The sequence below is a fragment of the Caballeronia sp. LZ008 genome (assembly GCF_031451435.1).
GTDB classification, from domain to species: Bacteria; Pseudomonadota; Gammaproteobacteria; order Burkholderiales; family Burkholderiaceae; genus Caballeronia; species Caballeronia zhejiangensis.
The window spans coordinates 1,493,077-1,508,012 of the sequence record NZ_JARUXK010000001.1 but is presented as its reverse complement, the minus strand read 5'-3'; the positions used below and the strand labels follow the sequence as shown (position 1 = coordinate 1,508,012).

The 14,936-nt window shown below is 64.2% G+C and carries 15 protein-coding genes; 8 read left to right on the top strand and 7 right to left on the bottom strand.

The window, feature by feature from the left end; translation table 11 throughout:
* Positions 1–445: 445 nt before the first annotated feature.
* From QCE49_RS07060 to QCE49_RS07045, 4 genes are all read left to right on the top strand, one after another.
* Positions 446–1,414, top strand: coding sequence for a D-glycerate dehydrogenase (locus QCE49_RS07060; RefSeq protein ID WP_250460670.1), 969 nt, complete (start codon positions 446–448; stop codon positions 1,412–1,414).
* A 103-nt stretch (positions 1,415–1,517) separates the two neighbouring features.
* The gene (locus QCE49_RS07055; RefSeq protein ID WP_008349486.1) at positions 1,518–2,609 is read left to right on the top strand and encodes a LacI family DNA-binding transcriptional regulator; all 1,092 of its coding nucleotides are present in this window, start codon (positions 1,518–1,520) and stop codon (positions 2,607–2,609) included.
* Positions 2,610–3,401, top strand: a complete 792-nt coding sequence (locus tag QCE49_RS07050) for a YhfC family intramembrane metalloprotease (RefSeq protein ID WP_250439798.1) — start codon at positions 2,610–2,612, stop codon at positions 3,399–3,401. It begins immediately after the preceding gene.
* A gap of 38 nt (positions 3,402–3,439) precedes the next feature.
* A complete protein-coding gene (locus tag QCE49_RS07045; protein WP_008349491.1) occupies positions 3,440–3,805 on the top strand; it encodes a DUF3022 domain-containing protein in 366 nt (121 codons plus the stop codon).
* Between the two features lie 6 nt (positions 3,806–3,811).
* On the opposite strand, the gene QCE49_RS07040 is transcribed toward QCE49_RS07045, so the two are convergent.
* Together QCE49_RS07040 and QCE49_RS07035 are read right to left on the bottom strand one after the other, a co-directional pair.
* Positions 3,812–4,240, bottom strand: coding sequence for a PGDYG domain-containing protein (locus QCE49_RS07040; RefSeq protein ID WP_250460672.1), 429 nt, complete (start codon positions 4,238–4,240; stop codon positions 3,812–3,814).
* 118 nt (positions 4,241–4,358) lie between these two features.
* On the bottom strand, positions 4,359–4,877 hold the full coding sequence (locus tag QCE49_RS07035) for a Spy/CpxP family protein refolding chaperone (protein ID WP_034473444.1): 519 nt from the start codon (positions 4,875–4,877) through the stop codon (positions 4,359–4,361).
* Positions 4,878–5,037: 160 nt separating this feature from the next.
* On the opposite strand from QCE49_RS07035, the gene QCE49_RS07030 reads away from it, so the two are divergent.
* The 3 genes from QCE49_RS07030 to QCE49_RS07020 all read left to right on the top strand — a co-directional run bounded on the left by QCE49_RS07030 (position 5,038) and on the right by QCE49_RS07020 (position 7,754).
* Entirely contained in the window at positions 5,038–5,928 is an 891-nt protein-coding gene (locus tag QCE49_RS07030) for a LysR family transcriptional regulator (RefSeq protein ID WP_034473445.1), read from the top strand.
* A gap of 111 nt (positions 5,929–6,039) precedes the next feature.
* The gene (locus QCE49_RS07025) at positions 6,040–6,495 is read left to right on the top strand and encodes an Lrp/AsnC family transcriptional regulator (protein WP_008349499.1); all 456 of its coding nucleotides are present in this window, start codon (positions 6,040–6,042) and stop codon (positions 6,493–6,495) included.
* Between the two features lie 149 nt (positions 6,496–6,644).
* On the top strand, positions 6,645–7,754 hold the full coding sequence (locus QCE49_RS07020) for a saccharopine dehydrogenase family protein (RefSeq protein ID WP_250460673.1): 1,110 nt from the start codon (positions 6,645–6,647) through the stop codon (positions 7,752–7,754).
* On the opposite strand, the gene QCE49_RS07015 is transcribed toward QCE49_RS07020, so the two are convergent.
* The gene (locus QCE49_RS07015; protein WP_008349502.1) at positions 7,751–8,329 is read right to left on the bottom strand and encodes an AAA family ATPase; all 579 of its coding nucleotides are present in this window, start codon (positions 8,327–8,329) and stop codon (positions 7,751–7,753) included. The genes QCE49_RS07020 and QCE49_RS07015 overlap by 4 nt on opposite strands.
* Positions 8,330–8,360: 31 nt before the next feature.
* Positions 8,361–9,674: a sodium:proton antiporter gene (locus QCE49_RS07010; RefSeq protein ID WP_034473451.1), complete on the bottom strand. Its 1,314-nt coding sequence runs from the start codon at positions 9,672–9,674 to the stop codon at positions 8,361–8,363.
* 238 nt (positions 9,675–9,912) lie between these two features.
* Here QCE49_RS07010 and QCE49_RS07005 point away from each other — a divergent pair, with 238 nt between their 5' ends.
* The gene (locus QCE49_RS07005; protein ID WP_250460675.1) at positions 9,913–11,295 is read left to right on the top strand and encodes an FAD-containing oxidoreductase; all 1,383 of its coding nucleotides are present in this window, start codon (positions 9,913–9,915) and stop codon (positions 11,293–11,295) included.
* Between the two features lie 136 nt (positions 11,296–11,431).
* Here QCE49_RS07005 and QCE49_RS07000 read toward each other — a convergent pair whose 3' ends face one another.
* The 3 genes from QCE49_RS07000 to QCE49_RS06990 all read right to left on the bottom strand — a co-directional run bounded on the left by QCE49_RS07000 (position 11,432) and on the right by QCE49_RS06990 (position 14,587).
* Entirely contained in the window at positions 11,432–12,673 is a 1,242-nt protein-coding gene (locus tag QCE49_RS07000; protein WP_008349508.1) for an MFS transporter, read from the bottom strand.
* Positions 12,674–12,704: 31 nt separating this feature from the next.
* Complete coding sequence (locus QCE49_RS06995; RefSeq protein ID WP_250460678.1) at positions 12,705–13,877, bottom strand: hypothetical protein; 1,173 nt, start codon at positions 13,875–13,877, stop codon at positions 12,705–12,707.
* A gap of 143 nt (positions 13,878–14,020) precedes the next feature.
* Entirely contained in the window at positions 14,021–14,587 is a 567-nt protein-coding gene (locus tag QCE49_RS06990) for an ankyrin repeat domain-containing protein (RefSeq protein ID WP_250460680.1), read from the bottom strand.
* Positions 14,588–14,936 lie beyond the last annotated feature (349 nt).

Here is a 14,936-nt window from a genome sequence, read left to right as displayed (position 1 = left end):
CGCTACGCGCTGCCGCCGGGTATGCAAGGGAAACCAACGTGCGGCACTTGCGGTGAGATGGAGACGTTAGTAGCGGAGCACATGCATCCCCGATTGACCGGTCGGCCGCGAAGCGGGCTGGAGCTATATGGTGCTGAACCAGTTTGGTGTGTGGTGCGATGTGAAGACCGTGCGCGAGCCAAGCCCGATTAGGTGTCTGAGGGCACTCTTTAGGCAGCCCACGATGGACGAGAGGACTACCCAAATTGCGTGTGACCGCGGGCGTATCGGAAGCTGCTTTCTTTGGTTGCTTTCTTTGCACAGGACCAAAGTAAGCGCTAAAGCGCTAACTCTGGTCGACGGCAAAGAAAGTGACTGCCGCCCCGCACAGGGGCAGTGCCAATAGACCGACACGAAAACGGGATTCCACAGAAGCCAGAGCCAACCAACCCAGACAAAGCAAACCATGACCAAAAAAATCGTAGCCTACAAGGCGTTGCCAAGCGACGTAGAAGCCTATCTCCGCGCCCACGCGGAAGTGGTGAACATCGATCCGAAAAACCACGCCGCATTCGTGCAAGCGCTAACAACCGCCGACGGCGCCATCGGTGCGAGCATAAAGATCTCCCCCGACATGATCGAAGGCGCCCACCGCCTGAAAGCACTGTCGACGATCTCCGTAGGCTTCGACCAGTTCGACGTGCAAGACCTCACCCGCCGCGGCATCGTGCTTACGCACACGCCGGACGTGCTCACCGAATCCACCGCCGACACGGTCTTCGCGCTGATCCTCGCAAGCGCGCGCCGCGTCGTCGAACTCGCCGAATGGGTCAAGCAAGGCAACTGGAAGGCAAGCATCGGTGAAGCGTGTTTCGGCGTCGACGTGCAAGGCAAGACACTGGGCATCGTCGGCCTGGGACGCATCGGCGGGGCCGTCGCACGGCGCGCGGCGCTCGGCTTTCGCATGAACGTGCTCTACACGAATCGCAGCGCGAACGAGCAGGCCGAAAAGGAATACGGCGCAAAGCGTGTCGAGCTCGACGAACTGCTCGCGCAATCCGATTTCGTCTGCCTGCAAGTGCCGCTCACGCCGGAAACGCGCGGTCTCATCGGGGCGAACGAATTGCAGAAAATGAAACGGAGCGCGATTCTGATCAACGCCTCGCGCGGACCGACCGTCGATGAAAACGCGCTCGTCGATGCGCTAAAAAACGGCACGATCCGCGGTGCAGGCCTCGACGTGTTCGAGCAGGAACCGCTTCCCGCCGACTCGCCGCTGCTCGCGATGAAAAACGTCGTCGCACTGCCGCATATCGGCTCGGCCACGCACGAAACGCGTCACGCGATGGCGCGAAACGCCGCGGAAAATCTCATCGGCGCACTGAACGGCACGCTCACGCAGAACATCGTCAATCCCGACGTGCTCGCGCGCTGAAACCGTGGGTCGCCCGGTCATGCGCTAACATGCGCGATGCGAGGAGAACGATAATGACGGCATCGCGACTCGCTTCACGGCGAAGCGCGCGCCCACGACCACTATGTCCGACGACCCCACATTGACGAACCGCCCGCCTGCATTCGGCGCGCGCCGCGCGACCATCACCGATGTCGCCCGCGAAGCAGGCACCGGCAAGACCAGCATCTCGCGCTATCTGAACGGCGAGCTCGGCGTGCTGTCGCCCGATCTGCGCGAGCGCATCGAGGCGGCCATCGCCAAGCTCGACTATCGGCCGAATCAGATGGCGCGCGGCCTGAAGCGCGGCCGCAATCGTCTGATCGGCATGCTGCTCGCCGACCTCACGAACCCGTATTCCGTCGAAGTGCTGCAAGGCGTCGAAGCAGCGTGCCACGCGCTCGGCTATATGCCGCTCATCTGTCACGCAGCCAACGAGATCGACATGGAGCGGCGCTATCTGCAATTGCTGACGACGTATCGCGTCGAAGGCGTCATCGTCAACGCGCTCGGCGTGAAGGAAGAACTGCTGCAAGGCTTTGCGCGCGGCGGCATTCCGGTCGTGCTCGTCGATCGCTCGGTCGAAGGTTTCATCACCGACATGGTCGGGCTCGACAATCCCGCCGCCGTGCAGATCGCGACGCGTCATCTCGTCGACGAAGGTTTCGACGAGCTGCTGTTCGTCGTGCAGCCGGTCACGCATGTCAGCTCGCGGCGTCTGCGCGAAGCCGCGTTTCGCGAAACCGTCGCGGCGCTCCATGCAAGCGGCTCGACGCTCGTGATCGATCTCGCCGATGCGGCGCCCGCGCTCACGGAACTCGACACGCGCGTCACGGCGGCGAAAGCCGCGGGCAAGCGCGTCGCGCTCTTCGCGGCGAACGGGCCGGTCGCGCTGCGCGTCGCGGTGCATCTGAAGGAACGCCACGGCGCGGACTGGCAGGCGAGCGTCGCGCTGATGTCGATCGACGATTCCGAATGGGCGCAGCTCGCCGGCATGACGGCGGTCCGCCAGCCGACGTACGATATCGGCCGGCGCGCGGTCGAATTTCTGCATGAGCGTCTCGGCGGCGCCGCGATGCCCGCGCGCGAATGTCTGCTGCCGGGCGAACTCGTCGTGCGCGCATCGACGACACGCGCGAATCACAACGACGAGCAACAAGCTTCACAAGGAATCTGAATGATCAGTGTTACGACGTTGCTGAGCCTCGCGCTCGCGACGCTCATCATCGCGGCCATGCCCATCGTGCTGTACAGGAAGCTGCGGCCGCGCTTCGCGATCGTGCCGCGCTACGCGATTCTCGGCATCGCCGTGTTCGCGCTCTTCGCGATGGTCATCGAACGCGCGCTGCACGGCTTCATGCTGAGCAATCCCGTCACGTCGGCGTGGCTCGTCAGTCCGGCCGTGTTCGTCGTTTATGGCGCGCTCGCGGCGGGGCTGTGCGAGGAAGTCGGACGCTTTCTCGCGATGAAATGGCTCATCTCGCGCGAGCCTGACGCGCTCGACCGGCACGGTCCGGCGCTCGGCTACGGCATCGGGCACGGCGGGGCGGAGGCGTGGATCGTCGGCGTGCTCGTGCAGGTGCAATGGATCGTCTATGCGGTGCTCGCGAATCGCGGCACGCTCGACGCGCATTTCGCGACCGCGCCGCTCGAAGCGATCGCGCGCATTCATCTCGTGCTGATGAGTCTGTCGCCGGTGTCGGCGGGCATCTTCCTCGTTGAGCGTGCGAGTGCGTTCGTGCTGCAACTCGGCTTTTCCGCGCTGATGTGGCAAATGCTGCGCGAGCGTTCGCGCCACGCGCTCGCAGTCCTCGTTGCCGCGCATGCGCTCGTCGGCTTGCCAGCCGCGCTTTTTCAGGCGCGGCTCGTGCCGCTCATCGCCGCCGATGCGGTGTATCTCGTGCTCGGCGCGATCGTCGCGGTGGCGCTCGTGCGCTACTACCGGCGAGCCGCCGCCCGCGGCGGTTGAGCGCATCCGCGCCTGCCTGAATCAAATATCGACATCGAATGGACGACTATCAATACGACTGCCCGAGCGCGGATATCGACATGCTCGCGCATGTGATCTGCGATCTCTTTCCCGAGCAGACGCAGTTCGCCGAACGCAAGGACGATGAAGGCCGCACATCGCTCGTGATTCATTACGTGGCGATGCGCTTCGGTTCGAGCGCGCGGCGCATCACGATCGACGTGCGTTTCGATCCGGCCGCGCTCGCGCGTTATCGCGCATTGCCGCCACGCATGCACGCGCGCAGTTACGCGGTGCTGCGTGCCTATGTGGAAGCGACGCTCGGATCGCTCGAAGAGATGTACGCGGACGGCCAGACCGTGCCGCGCGAAGTGGACATCGAGATGGGCGAGGACTTCGCGTGAGCGCGCTCAGGCTTCGCGATAGACCTTCGCGAAGCGCGCTGCCTTCACGACGCCGAAATCGCCCGGCGCGTATTGCATGACCCAGTCGCCGGCAGCGCCGGTGAGGATGTCGCCTGCCGCGGATCGCGCGATCGAGAAGGGTTCGTGCATCTGCTTCGCGAGCACGACGCTCGGACGGTTGCGATAGATGCCCGCCTCGCCGTGCGCGATGCCGCCTTCCGGCACGTACTTCGGATCGAAGCGTTCGCGCGACACGACCCAGCGCTCGCCGCTGGAAGCGGTGACGATCGCATCGCCGCTTGCATAGCGGTTCGGCCCTTCGAGGCTCATGAGTTCGCCCGCGGCAGCCGCGAATTCGACGGTGACGGCTTCGTCCTTCACGACGCGGCGTGCGGCGGGATCGGTGGCGAGATCGAGTTGCGAAAGATGGAGCATGGTGCGATCGGCGAAGATGGTGAGGGAGCGGATCGTAACGGCATTCGCGTCATTTTGCACTCGACGGACGCAAAAAAGCCCGCATCATGCGATGCGGGCTTTCGGATCCGGCGCTCGTTCAGGGCTTCGTCGTCGATGCCGCATCCGCGCCCGCCGCGCGCGAACGATGGTGCGCGCCGCCGCGGCGCGCCTTGCCGTGCTCCGAGCGGAAGCTCGTATCGGCGAGTTTCTTCTGCTCGGGCGAAAGGCTCGCGTAAAGCGGCTCGAAAGCTTCGACGAGCCGCTTCGTGCCGTCCGCGTTGGCTTGCGTGATCTGCTCGTATTGCTTCATGTCGTCGAGCGCGGACATCGTGTCGCGCTGGGCGATGCGCTGGCGGTACAGATCGGCCATGGTGCGGCCGTTGTCGCGCATTACATCGGCGAACTTCGACCACTGCGCTTCCTGCTGCGGCGTGATCTTGAGGCTCGAATGCAGTTCCGCGATACGCTCCTCGACGCGCGCCTCGCGCTTGCTGGCGGCCGGTGCGGACGCAGCGTCCTGCGCGGCGGGCGCCGATGCGGCCGTGGGCGCCGAACTCTGCGCGAAAACCGGGCTCAGTGCGCAGAAAGCGGCCAATGCAACGAGTGTTCTTTTCATTCAAAGTACCTTCGATCGATATAGGAAGCGGCGTGCTTCGTAAGCTGCATGCAAAGCAGCGAAGATCACGCCATCGGCGGATATTAGTATCACGATTGCATGCGGATTCGCCCGCATTGCCACAACTGCTTACATTCGAAACGTCTCTGGAAAAAACGCAGTGGATACCTTGTTGAGCATGCGGGTCTTTGTCGCGATCGTCGAGGCGGGCAGTCTGAGCGCCGCGGCCGAGCGCTTTTCGATCTCAGCGCCGATGGCGGGCAAGCACTTGCAGGCGCTGGAGGCGCGGCTCGATGCGCGTCTCATCGTCCGCACGACGCGTCGTCAGAGCCTGACCGAGATCGGCCGTGAATATTACGAACGCTGCCGCCGCATTCTCGCGGAAGTCGATTCTGCCGACACCCTCGCCGAATCGATGAGCGCGACGCCGCGCGGCGTATTGCGCGTCACCGTGCCGCTGACTTACGGCGTGCAGTTCGTCACGCCCGCCGTGACCGAGTTTCTCGCGGCGTTCGCGCAGATCAGCGTCGAGCTCGATCTGACCAACCGCATGGTCGATATCGTCGAGGAAGGATTCGACGCCGCCGTGCGTATCGGCACGCTCGCCGATTCGAGCTTCGTCGCGCGGCCGCTCAAGCCGTATGCGATGACGGTATGCGCGTCGCCTTCCTATCTTGCGCGCGCGGGCACGCCCGCGACCCCCGCCGATCTCGCGAGCCACGAGTGCCTCGGCTTCTTGCATCTCGGCCGCGAGGCGAGCTGGCGGCTCGAAGGCGAGGACGAGGCGATGCATGCGCGCCGCACGCAGTCCGCGCGCTTTCGCACGAATAACGGGCAGGCGCTCAGGAAGGCCGCGCTCGCCGGCTTCGGCCTCGTGCTTCAACCGCATGCGCTCGTCGAAGACGAACTGAAGAGCGGCGCGCTCGTCGCGGTGCTCCAGGACTTTCTGCCGAAGCCTTCGCCCGTTCATCTCGTCTATCCGCGCGATACGCGCGCGACGCCTAAGCTCGCGAGTTTCGTCGATTTCATGGTGACGAAGCTCGGTGTCTGACCGGCGTTCGTATCGCAGCGTCTCGGCGATAATGCAAACACAAAATGCCGGATGCCAGATGGCATTCAAAACGCATAAACCAAAACACAAAACGCCAAGGACGACGCCCACATGAGACCGCCGCGCCTCGATCAGCTCGACGACATCGATCGCAATCTCGTCGCGCTTCTGCAGATGAACGCGCGCGAGAGCGTCGCGAATCTCGCGCGGCAACTGGGCGTTGCGCGCACGACGGTGATCGCCCGCATGGCGCGGCTCGAAAAGAACAACGTGATCGCGGGCTACGGCGTGCGGCTCGGCCAGGATGTGCTCGACGCGAGCATTCAGGCGTACGTCGGCATCAAGCTCACGCCGAAATACGGCCGCGACCTGCAGAAGCGCTTCGCACGCATGCCGGAGATTCAGTTGCTCTGCGCGGTGAGCGGCGAATTCGATTACGTCGCATGGCTGCGCGCCGATTCGCCGGACCGCCTGAACGACCTGCTGGACGAGATCGGCGTGCTGGAAGGCGTCGAACGGACGACGACGTCGATCATCCTCGCGCGCAAGATCGATCGCGCCGGTTGAGACTCGACGATACAAATGAGATCGATCGATCGTCGAAACGACGAAAACCGTCGTCGAAGCGCATCATTTTGCGTCTAGGATCAATATTCGCGCGCTCCTAAACTGTGTGAACAGGTGTATCGGCTAACTCGCACATACAGGAGACGAATATGAAAGTGGCCCTCGTCGGCGCCGGACTGATCGGTCAAAGCATTGCGCATTTGCTGCGTGAAACGGGGGATTTCGACGTCGTCGCCTTCGATCGCGACGAACACGCGCTCGCGCTCATCGATGCGCAAGGCATCCCGACGCGCCGCGTCGATTCCGCCGATACGCCCGCGCTTCGTCAGGCGCTGATCGGTTTCGACGCGCTGATCAATGCGCTGCCGTATTACCTCGCGATCAACGTCGCATCGGCGGCGAAAGCGGCGGGCGTGCATTACTTCGACCTCACCGAAGACGTGCGCGCGACGCACGCGATCCGCGCGATCGCCGACGACTCCGAGCTCGCGTTCATGCCGCAATGCGGTCTTGCGCCGGGCTTCATCGGCATCGTCGCGCACGATCTGGCGAAGCGTCTCGACGACGTGCGCGAAGTAAAGATGCGCGTCGGCGCGCTGCCCGAGTTTCCGACCAATGCGCTGAAGTACAACCTTACATGGAGCATCGACGGGCTCATCAACGAGTATTGCCAGCCGTGCGAGGCGATCCGCGAAGGCCGCACGCAATGGGTGCAGCCGCTCGAAGGCGTCGAGCATTTTTCGCTCGATGGCATCGAGTACGAGGCGTTCAATACATCGGGCGGGCTCGGCACGCTCTGCGAAACGCTTGCCGGCAAGGTCGAGACGCTCGACTACAAATCGGTGCGCTATCCGGGGCATCGCGATCTGATGAAGTTCCTGCTCGACGATCTGCGTATGTCCACCGATCGCGACGGTCTCAAGACGATGCTCAAGCGCGCGGTGCCTTCGACGGCACAGGACGTCGTATTGATCTTCGTCACGGTGACGGGCATGCGGCGCGGGCAACTCGTGCAGGACGTGTTCACGCGCAAGATCTTCGCGAAGGATGTGTGCGGCGTGCCGATGAGCGCGATCCAGATCACGACCGCCGGCGCGATCTGCGCGGAACTGGATCTCTTCCGCGCAGGCGTGCTGCCGCAGAGCGGCTTCGTGCGTCAGGAGCAGGTGCCGCTCGACGCGTTCCTCAACAACCGCTTCGGCAAGCTGTACGAAGGCGCCAACGCGGTCGCGACGGCACGCCAGCTCGCGGCGGCTTAAGCGACGAGGCGCGCGACCAGTTCGCCGCCGGCTTCACCGGATGGCGTCGTGTTGTCGAACATCACGAGCGTCCGCGCGAGCGCTTCATCGGGGACGAAGAGGCGCTTGCGATATTCCTCCCAATGCGCGAGCTTGTACGCATCGTTCGGATCGCCGCGCGCGACGATCCGTTCGCGCGCCACATCTTCATCGACATGCACCCAGACGACGCTTATGGCGACATCGTCATCGATGCCGAGCCACGCGCGATCGAAAAGGCGTCCATTGCGCACCTCGCGCGTCAGCGGCGCGACGATCACGACGCTCACGCCGAGCGCGAGATTTTCGGCGGCGGTATCGATGAGACAGCGATACTCCGGATCGCGAAAATGTTCTATGAAAAGCGGGCTGTCGCGATCGTGCGGATCGCCGGTGAGCGCGCCGATCGCCGCGGCGCTGTATGCACCGTAGAGCGTGTCCTTGTCGAGCAGGCAGAAGGGCTCGCCAGTCGCATGCATGAGCGGCGCGAAGAGTTGCTTCGCGAGCGTCGTCTTGCCGGTGCCGGCATGACCGCAGAAGAAAATCAGATGCTTCACGCCGGGTCGGTCCTGGGTGATAGTTGCATCGCTAAATATCGGTTCGCGCGCGCTGATATCGCTTCATGAGCGGCGTCGCGGTGATGCCGTGCACGATGACAGACGCAGCGATCGTCGCGATGACGAGCGGCACGAGCGGCGCGGCCACGTCATGCGGCGCTTGCTCGAGTGCAAAGAGCAAATAATAGAACGAGCCGACGCCGCGTATGCCGAACCAGCTCATGAGACGTCTTTGCGCGCCCGTCGCCTGCGAGCCGATGAGCGACGCCTCGACCGCCGCCGGCCGCAGCACAAGAAAGAGCGCGACGATGAGCGCGCAGGTCCGCCACGAGAGCAGTTCGCGCCACATCGTCGCGAGCACGGCGCCGACCATCAGCATGATCGCCACTTCGGCGATGCGCTCCAGTTCGATCGTGAAGCCGTGCACGCGCTCGGCCATGAAGGCGTGCGCGCGTTCGGGATCGGCTGCGGCGGCGCCGACGTCGTCCGCATCGATCTTGCCGACCGCCTGGCGCGGGGACTTGTCGCCGCTTTCTTTTTGCTCGACGCGGCGCATGGAGAGACCGGCTGCGAAGACCGCGAGAAACGCGTACGTGTGCAGCAATTCGGCGACGCCGTACGACAGCGCGATGAGGCCGAGCGCAAAGAAACCTTCCGGTCCGAGCGCCTGCCCGTGGCGCGTGCGCAGATACGCGACAAGCCGCACCGACAGCGCGCCGAGCAGCCAGCCGCTCACGAGCGCGCCCGCGATGCCCCATATCGCCTGCAATGCGAAGTTCCAGTGCAACGCTTCGCTTGGCGACGCCTCGAAGCGGCACACCGCGATGCCGAGCAGCGCGAAGGGCAGCGCGATGCCATCGTTGAGTCCGCCTTCGCCCGTCAGCGAAAAGCGCAGCAGGTCGACGTCGCCGGGCGTCTCGACCTGAACGTCATGCGCGAGCACGGGATCGGTCGGCGCGAGCATCGCGGCGAGCAGCAGCGACGGTCCCCAGCTGAGACCGAGCACATAGACGCCGAAGAGCGTGAGCGCGGCGACGGTGAGGATCATGGCGACGAAGCCCAGGCGTACCGGGAGAAGCCAGATGCGATCGGTGGGCGGCACGCGCAGCCGCAGGCCGATCGCGAATAGCGACACGAGCATCGCCACTTCGGTGATGCGCCGGAGGACCGTTGCTTCGGTCGCGAGGTCGAGTGTCAGCAGATTGGCGAGCGCGGGACCCATCGCGAAGCCGATCGCCAGGTAGCACATCGCGGTGCTGACCGGCAGGTGCTTGAACGTCGAACTGGCGAGGCCCATGAAAATGAGCACGCCGCCGACGACGAGAAACCACATCGTCTCGATCATGAATGCCTTCGGACTTCATATGCTGATGGTTGAGCGGACCGCGCCGCGATGCGCGGGACGTTCTGTTCGGACGCAGCACGCGCCGTGCCCGTATCCGAATCACGCGCTTCGGGCAGCGCGCCTGCCTGTTCGCCGACTTGCGCGTAAGATGCATTCGGTTCCCGCATGGGCATTCTTCATCCGCTTCATTCGCACGGTCTTTTGCGTTACGAATGCAAAAAACCAGGGGAGAGCGAGCATGTCACAGCACTTCGACGCAGTCGTGATCGGTACGGGGCAGGGCGGTTCGCCGCTTGCCGTGCGGCTCGCGGAAAGCGGCAAGCGCACGGCCATCATCGAGCGGCATCTTTTTGGCGGCACCTGCGTGAACGTCGGTTGCACGCCGACCAAGACTTATGTCGCGAGCGCGCGGGCCGCGCATGTCGCGCGCACGGCGGCGCAGTACGGCGTGATGATCGGCGGCGACATCCGCATCGACATGGCGCGTGTGAAGGCGCGCAAGGACGAGGTGATCGGCGGCTCCCGCACGGGCATCGAGAAATGGCTGCGCGGCACGCACAATCTCACGGTCTTCAAGGGACACGGGCGCTTTACAGGGCCGCGAGCGCTGTCCATCGAGGCGGCCGACGGTTCCACGCAGGAGATCGACGCCGATCTCATCATCATCAACACGGGAACGCGCGCGGTGGTGCCGAAGGTCGATGGGCTCGAACGCGTCCCGTATCTGACCAACTCGACGATTCTCGAACTGACCGAAGTGCCGGAGCATCTGGTGATTGTCGGGGCGAGTTATATCGCGCTCGAATTCGGGCAGATGTTCCGGCGCTTCGGCAGCCGCGTGACCTTGCTCGTGCGCGGCGAGCGGATCCTCACACGCGAGGACGAGGACGTCGCCCGCGCGATGCAGGACGTGTTCGTGCGTGAGGGCATCGACTTTCGCTTCGGCGCGGAGATGTCGCGCGTGGAGCCGATGGCAGGTGGCGTGCGTATCGTCAGTGGCGATGAGGTCATCGATGCATCGCATCTGCTGTTCGCGACGGGCCGCACGCCGAACACGGACGATCTCGGTCTGGAGCATGCGGGCATTGCGGTGAACCGGCACGGCATGATCGATGTCGACGGCCAGTTGCGCACCAAAGTCGATGGCGTGTATGCGCTCGGCGATGTGAACGGGCGCGGCGCGTTCACGCATACGTCGTGGAACGATTACGAGATCATCGCTTCGAATCTGCTCGACGGCGAATCGCGCAGCGTCGATACGCGCATCATGGCTTATGCGGTTTTCGTCGATCCGCCGTTCGCGCGTGTGGGGATGAGCGAGGAAGACGTGCGCAGGGACGGACGCGAGGCGCTTATCGCGACGATGCCGATGTCGCGGGTGGGGCGCGCTCGGGAGCGCGGTGAGACGGATGGCTTCATGAAGGCGCTCGTGGATGCGCGGACGAAGCGGTTCTTAGGGGCGGCGATTTATGGCATCGAAGGGGATGAGGCCATTCATGCCTTCATCGACATCATGAATGCGGATGCGCCCTATACGACGTTGCAGCGGGCGATGCATATTCATCCGACGGTGAGTGAGTTGATTCCTACTTTGCTTGAGGGGTTGACGCCTTTTGAGTGAGTTTTTCTTTGTTTTCGCCGGATCCCGTGTTCTTAGTGGTCTAGTGGCGTTGCCCCTGTGCGGGGCAACGCTAATAAACCGACACGAACGCAGGATTTCACCGAAGCATGAGCAAGAGACAATAGAAACGAAGCCCTCAAACCTTCACCGACGGCTCAACCTCATCCTCCTTCACCGCATTCGCGATACGCGTCTCCGGCATAGCAAGCCACACCATCAACACCGCAAGCGCCCCGGCCCCGGCGAGCCCAAAAAAGCTCATCGCAGTGCCGAAGCGATCCGCGGCAAAACCGGCCGCCGCCGTCGAAAGCGTCGCCCCGACGCCCGCAGCCAGCCCAAAAAACCCGATCGTCAGGTTGTAATGCCCGCGCCCGCCGGCGACATCCGCCGCAATCAGCGGAAGCATCACACCGAACACGGCTGCGCTGATGCCATCGAGCATCTGCACCGGCACGAGCAGATACGGGCTGCTCACGCCCGCGAACAGAATCGCGCGTATAGGCAACGCGCAGAACCCGAGAATCAGCACCGGCCGGCGTCCCCACTTCTGCGCCTGCCGTCCGACCCACGGCGACAACGCCGCGACGATGAACTGCGGCACGATGATGCACGCCGCAATCACGAGTTGAACGTTGTCGCCCATGTGCGCCGTGACTTCGCCGGCGGCGAGATTCAGCATCGCCGCGTTCGACAGGTGAAAGAGCACCACGCACGCCGCGAAAATCAAAAGACGCCTGTCCTTCAGCAACTCGCGCAACGATTCGCGTTCCTCGCCTTCAGGCGTGAGCTTGGGTTTGCCCGGCGGTGCGCGCGGCACGACGGGCGGCGCATCGTAGTGAATCATGCGCAGCGCGACGATCGCCGGCAACGCGAGCGCGGCCGTCAGGAAGAACACCGAGCGCAGCGACAGATACTCGCCGAACGCGCCCATCAACGCCGCTGTCAGCGCACTGCCGATCGACGCCCAGCGCGCATTGCGGCCGAGCCGGTCGCCGAGATCGGCGCGTGAGACGAGGGCGAGCGAGATCGCCGCCATCGCCGGGACGAGCATGCAGCTCGCGAAACCGTGCAGCACTTCGGCCGCAAAAACCGGCACGAACGTCGGGCTCGCAGCGAGCAACAGCGCACTCACGATGATCGCGATGATCGCCGAGAGAGCAGCGAACTTCTTGTTGCGCATCGCATCGACGAGCGCGCCTGCCGGCAACTGGCTCGCCATCGCGCTGATCGTGCCGACGGAAAGCATCAGGCCGATCTCGCCCTGCGTCCACTTGTTGGCCGCAAGATACGAAGCAATGAAAGGGCCGAAGCCGGTCTGCACGTTGGCGACGAAGAAGTTCAGCCAGTCGAGCGCGCGCAGACTGCGTGCAATTACCATGTTGTGATTCTGTTATCGATGTCGTTATCCGCTATCTCGTCAGGCGCGCGCCGGAAGCGGGCGCTTGCGCCGGCGTCGCGCCTGAAGCCGTCGCGCTCGCCGCGCCAGTCGATGCCGATGCCGCGCTCGCAGCCGTCGCCGGCGCGGGCACCACAGGCGACACGATCTTGATCGGCTGCTCGGGCGAGTAGGTGGGCGCGGCCTTCAGTTGCGCGTCGTTGAAATCCATCTGCAGCAGCCACTGCTTGTTGCGCGAAAACACATGCAGGTCGCCCCAGTTGGCCGCGACATGCCGCTTGTCGCCCGCGAGCGAACTCGATAGATCGAGCACCAGCGCCTGAGGCTGCGCCTGAGCGTCGACGAGCACGTCGACCACGCGTCCGATGCGCGCGCCGCTTCTTTGCGTCACCGTCGAATCGACGAGCTGCATGAAGTTCGCGGGCGCCTCCGCAACGGGCTGCGGCTTCGGCACCGGTTCGGCCGGCTTGCCCTTGGCGGGCGGTGGCGGCGGCACGAAGGTGATCGGCGCGGTCTTCGAATTCGGCGTGAAGCGGAAGGCCGTCCACGGGAAGTTGACCTTGCGGTCGCCGACGCCGAGGAAGCCCGCGAGATTGACCATCAGAAGCTTCGGCTTCGCGGATGCATCGACGTACATGTCCACCGCACGGCCGACGACCTTGCCGTCCGGACGCTGCACTTCGGCGTCGAGCAGGCCGTGCAGCTGATCGTGCTGCATGATGCGCGTCGAGATGATCTGCGGCGGAGGCGGCGGCTCGGGCGGTTCAGGCGGTGGCGTGACGGCCGGCTCCGGCGGCTTCGGCTTGACGATGCGGCGCTTCGGTTTCGGCGCCGGCGCGGGTTTCACGGCAGACGCGGGCTCCGGCGCCTGCACGGCGGGCAAAGGTTCTTCGGGCTCGGCAGAGCCGGCTTCTTCCGGCGCCGGAATATAAGAGTGTTCGACGATCGGCGCGGGCACCTGTTGCTGCATCAGCCCGCATGCGGAGAGCGCGAAGGCGGCGATGACCGGAAGGCTCGCGGTGACGCGCAGCGCGCGCAACGTTCTCGCGATGGCGACGATGAACGCGGCCACGCACAGCGACAGACGTGCGGCTGCATTGAAGACGCGGCCCGCCCGGCATGCGCGCCCAAGCGCGTGAAGGTCTGTCGGCGACGCATCACCCCGATGCGAGATACCGCCTGTCATCGCAAAAGCTCCATGGTTCCGAGTCACCTGCTTGTCTGGTTCGTTGTTGGATCGGTGCTTGTCAGATCGATTCGACGCGCGCGAGGCGTCGTTCGTTCGCGGATTGAATCATGCATGCGAAGTGCATTGTGCCAATCGACGCTTCACGCTTCGGATGGCCGCGCATGGCCGTTCGATGCGTTCGCGAGCCGTGCCGCGGTGTCGGGCGCGCCCATCTTCTCGGCGGCATCGCGTGCGCTGAAGCTGCCGGCATCGCGCGCATCCGGGTTCGCGCCGCGCGCGATCAGCAAGTCGACGATCTCCACGCGATTGAACATCGCCGCGATCATGAGCGCGGTGCGCCCGTCGGGCGATGCGCCTTCCACATCCGCGCCATGTTCGAGCAGCGTTTCGATCACCTCGCGAAAGCCCTTGAACGCGGCGCCCGCAATCGGCGTCTGGCCATTGTCGTTGCGCAGGTTGGCATCGGCGTTGTGCCGAAGCAGGACGCGCACGGCGTCGGCGTGACCGTGATAGCTCGCGAGCATCACGAGGCTGTCGCCCTTGTCGTTGCGCAGATTCGGCGGCAGGCCCTTGGTCAGGAGCGCGTCGAGCATCGCGGCGTCGCCGCGGCGAGCGACATCGAAGACCTCGCTCGCGAACGCGATCATGTCGTCATCGGGGCCATCGCTGGATTGCTTCGTCGGGGGCTCTTTCGGATCGTGCTGCATGGTTCACTCCAATTCGATCGCGCCGCGTGCGCGGGCCAGAGTTTGTCGGGATGCATCGGCGCGCTCGATGTCATGCTGCGCCGGCGGTTTGCACGCGTTCGAAATGCATTCCATCTGGCATTCAGAATGCACGGCGCATGCATGCAAAATGCGAAAGCGGACGCGGGATCAACCGGGAGCATACACAGGTTTGCTTGCAATCCGCGCTTTCCGCGCGCTTCGGGACAGCACGAATCGCGCCATGCCGGTCTGTCAAAGCAAAATTGAAATGTCGTACCACCGGCTAAATACAGATGTCGTGTTTTTGATGTGTGATTGGCTCTGTTTTCAACGGTTTGAATCCACGTAG

Coding starts and splice junctions, on each gene's coding strand:
- QCE49_RS07060 (WP_250460670.1), top strand. CDS start 446: ATGACCAAAAAAATCGTAGCCTACAAGGCGTTGCCAAGCGACGTAGAA.
- QCE49_RS07055 (WP_008349486.1), top strand. CDS start 1,518: ATGTCCGACGACCCCACATTGACGAACCGCCCGCCTGCATTCGGCGCG.
- QCE49_RS07050 (WP_250439798.1), top strand. CDS start 2,610: ATGATCAGTGTTACGACGTTGCTGAGCCTCGCGCTCGCGACGCTCATC.
- QCE49_RS07045 (WP_008349491.1), top strand. CDS start 3,440: ATGGACGACTATCAATACGACTGCCCGAGCGCGGATATCGACATGCTC.
- QCE49_RS07040 (WP_250460672.1), bottom strand. CDS start 4,240: ATGCTCCATCTTTCGCAACTCGATCTCGCCACCGATCCCGCCGCACGC.
- QCE49_RS07035 (WP_034473444.1), bottom strand. CDS start 4,877: ATGAAAAGAACACTCGTTGCATTGGCCGCTTTCTGCGCACTGAGCCCG.
- QCE49_RS07025 (WP_008349499.1), top strand. CDS start 6,040: ATGAGACCGCCGCGCCTCGATCAGCTCGACGACATCGATCGCAATCTC.
- QCE49_RS07020 (WP_250460673.1), top strand. CDS start 6,645: ATGAAAGTGGCCCTCGTCGGCGCCGGACTGATCGGTCAAAGCATTGCG.
- QCE49_RS07010 (WP_034473451.1), bottom strand. CDS start 9,674: ATGATCGAGACGATGTGGTTTCTCGTCGTCGGCGGCGTGCTCATTTTC.
- QCE49_RS07005 (WP_250460675.1), top strand. CDS start 9,913: ATGTCACAGCACTTCGACGCAGTCGTGATCGGTACGGGGCAGGGCGGT.
- QCE49_RS07000 (WP_008349508.1), bottom strand. CDS start 12,673: ATGGTAATTGCACGCAGTCTGCGCGCGCTCGACTGGCTGAACTTCTTC.
- QCE49_RS06995 (WP_250460678.1), bottom strand. CDS start 13,877: ATGACAGGCGGTATCTCGCATCGGGGTGATGCGTCGCCGACAGACCTT.
- QCE49_RS06990 (WP_250460680.1), bottom strand. CDS start 14,587: ATGCAGCACGATCCGAAAGAGCCCCCGACGAAGCAATCCAGCGATGGC.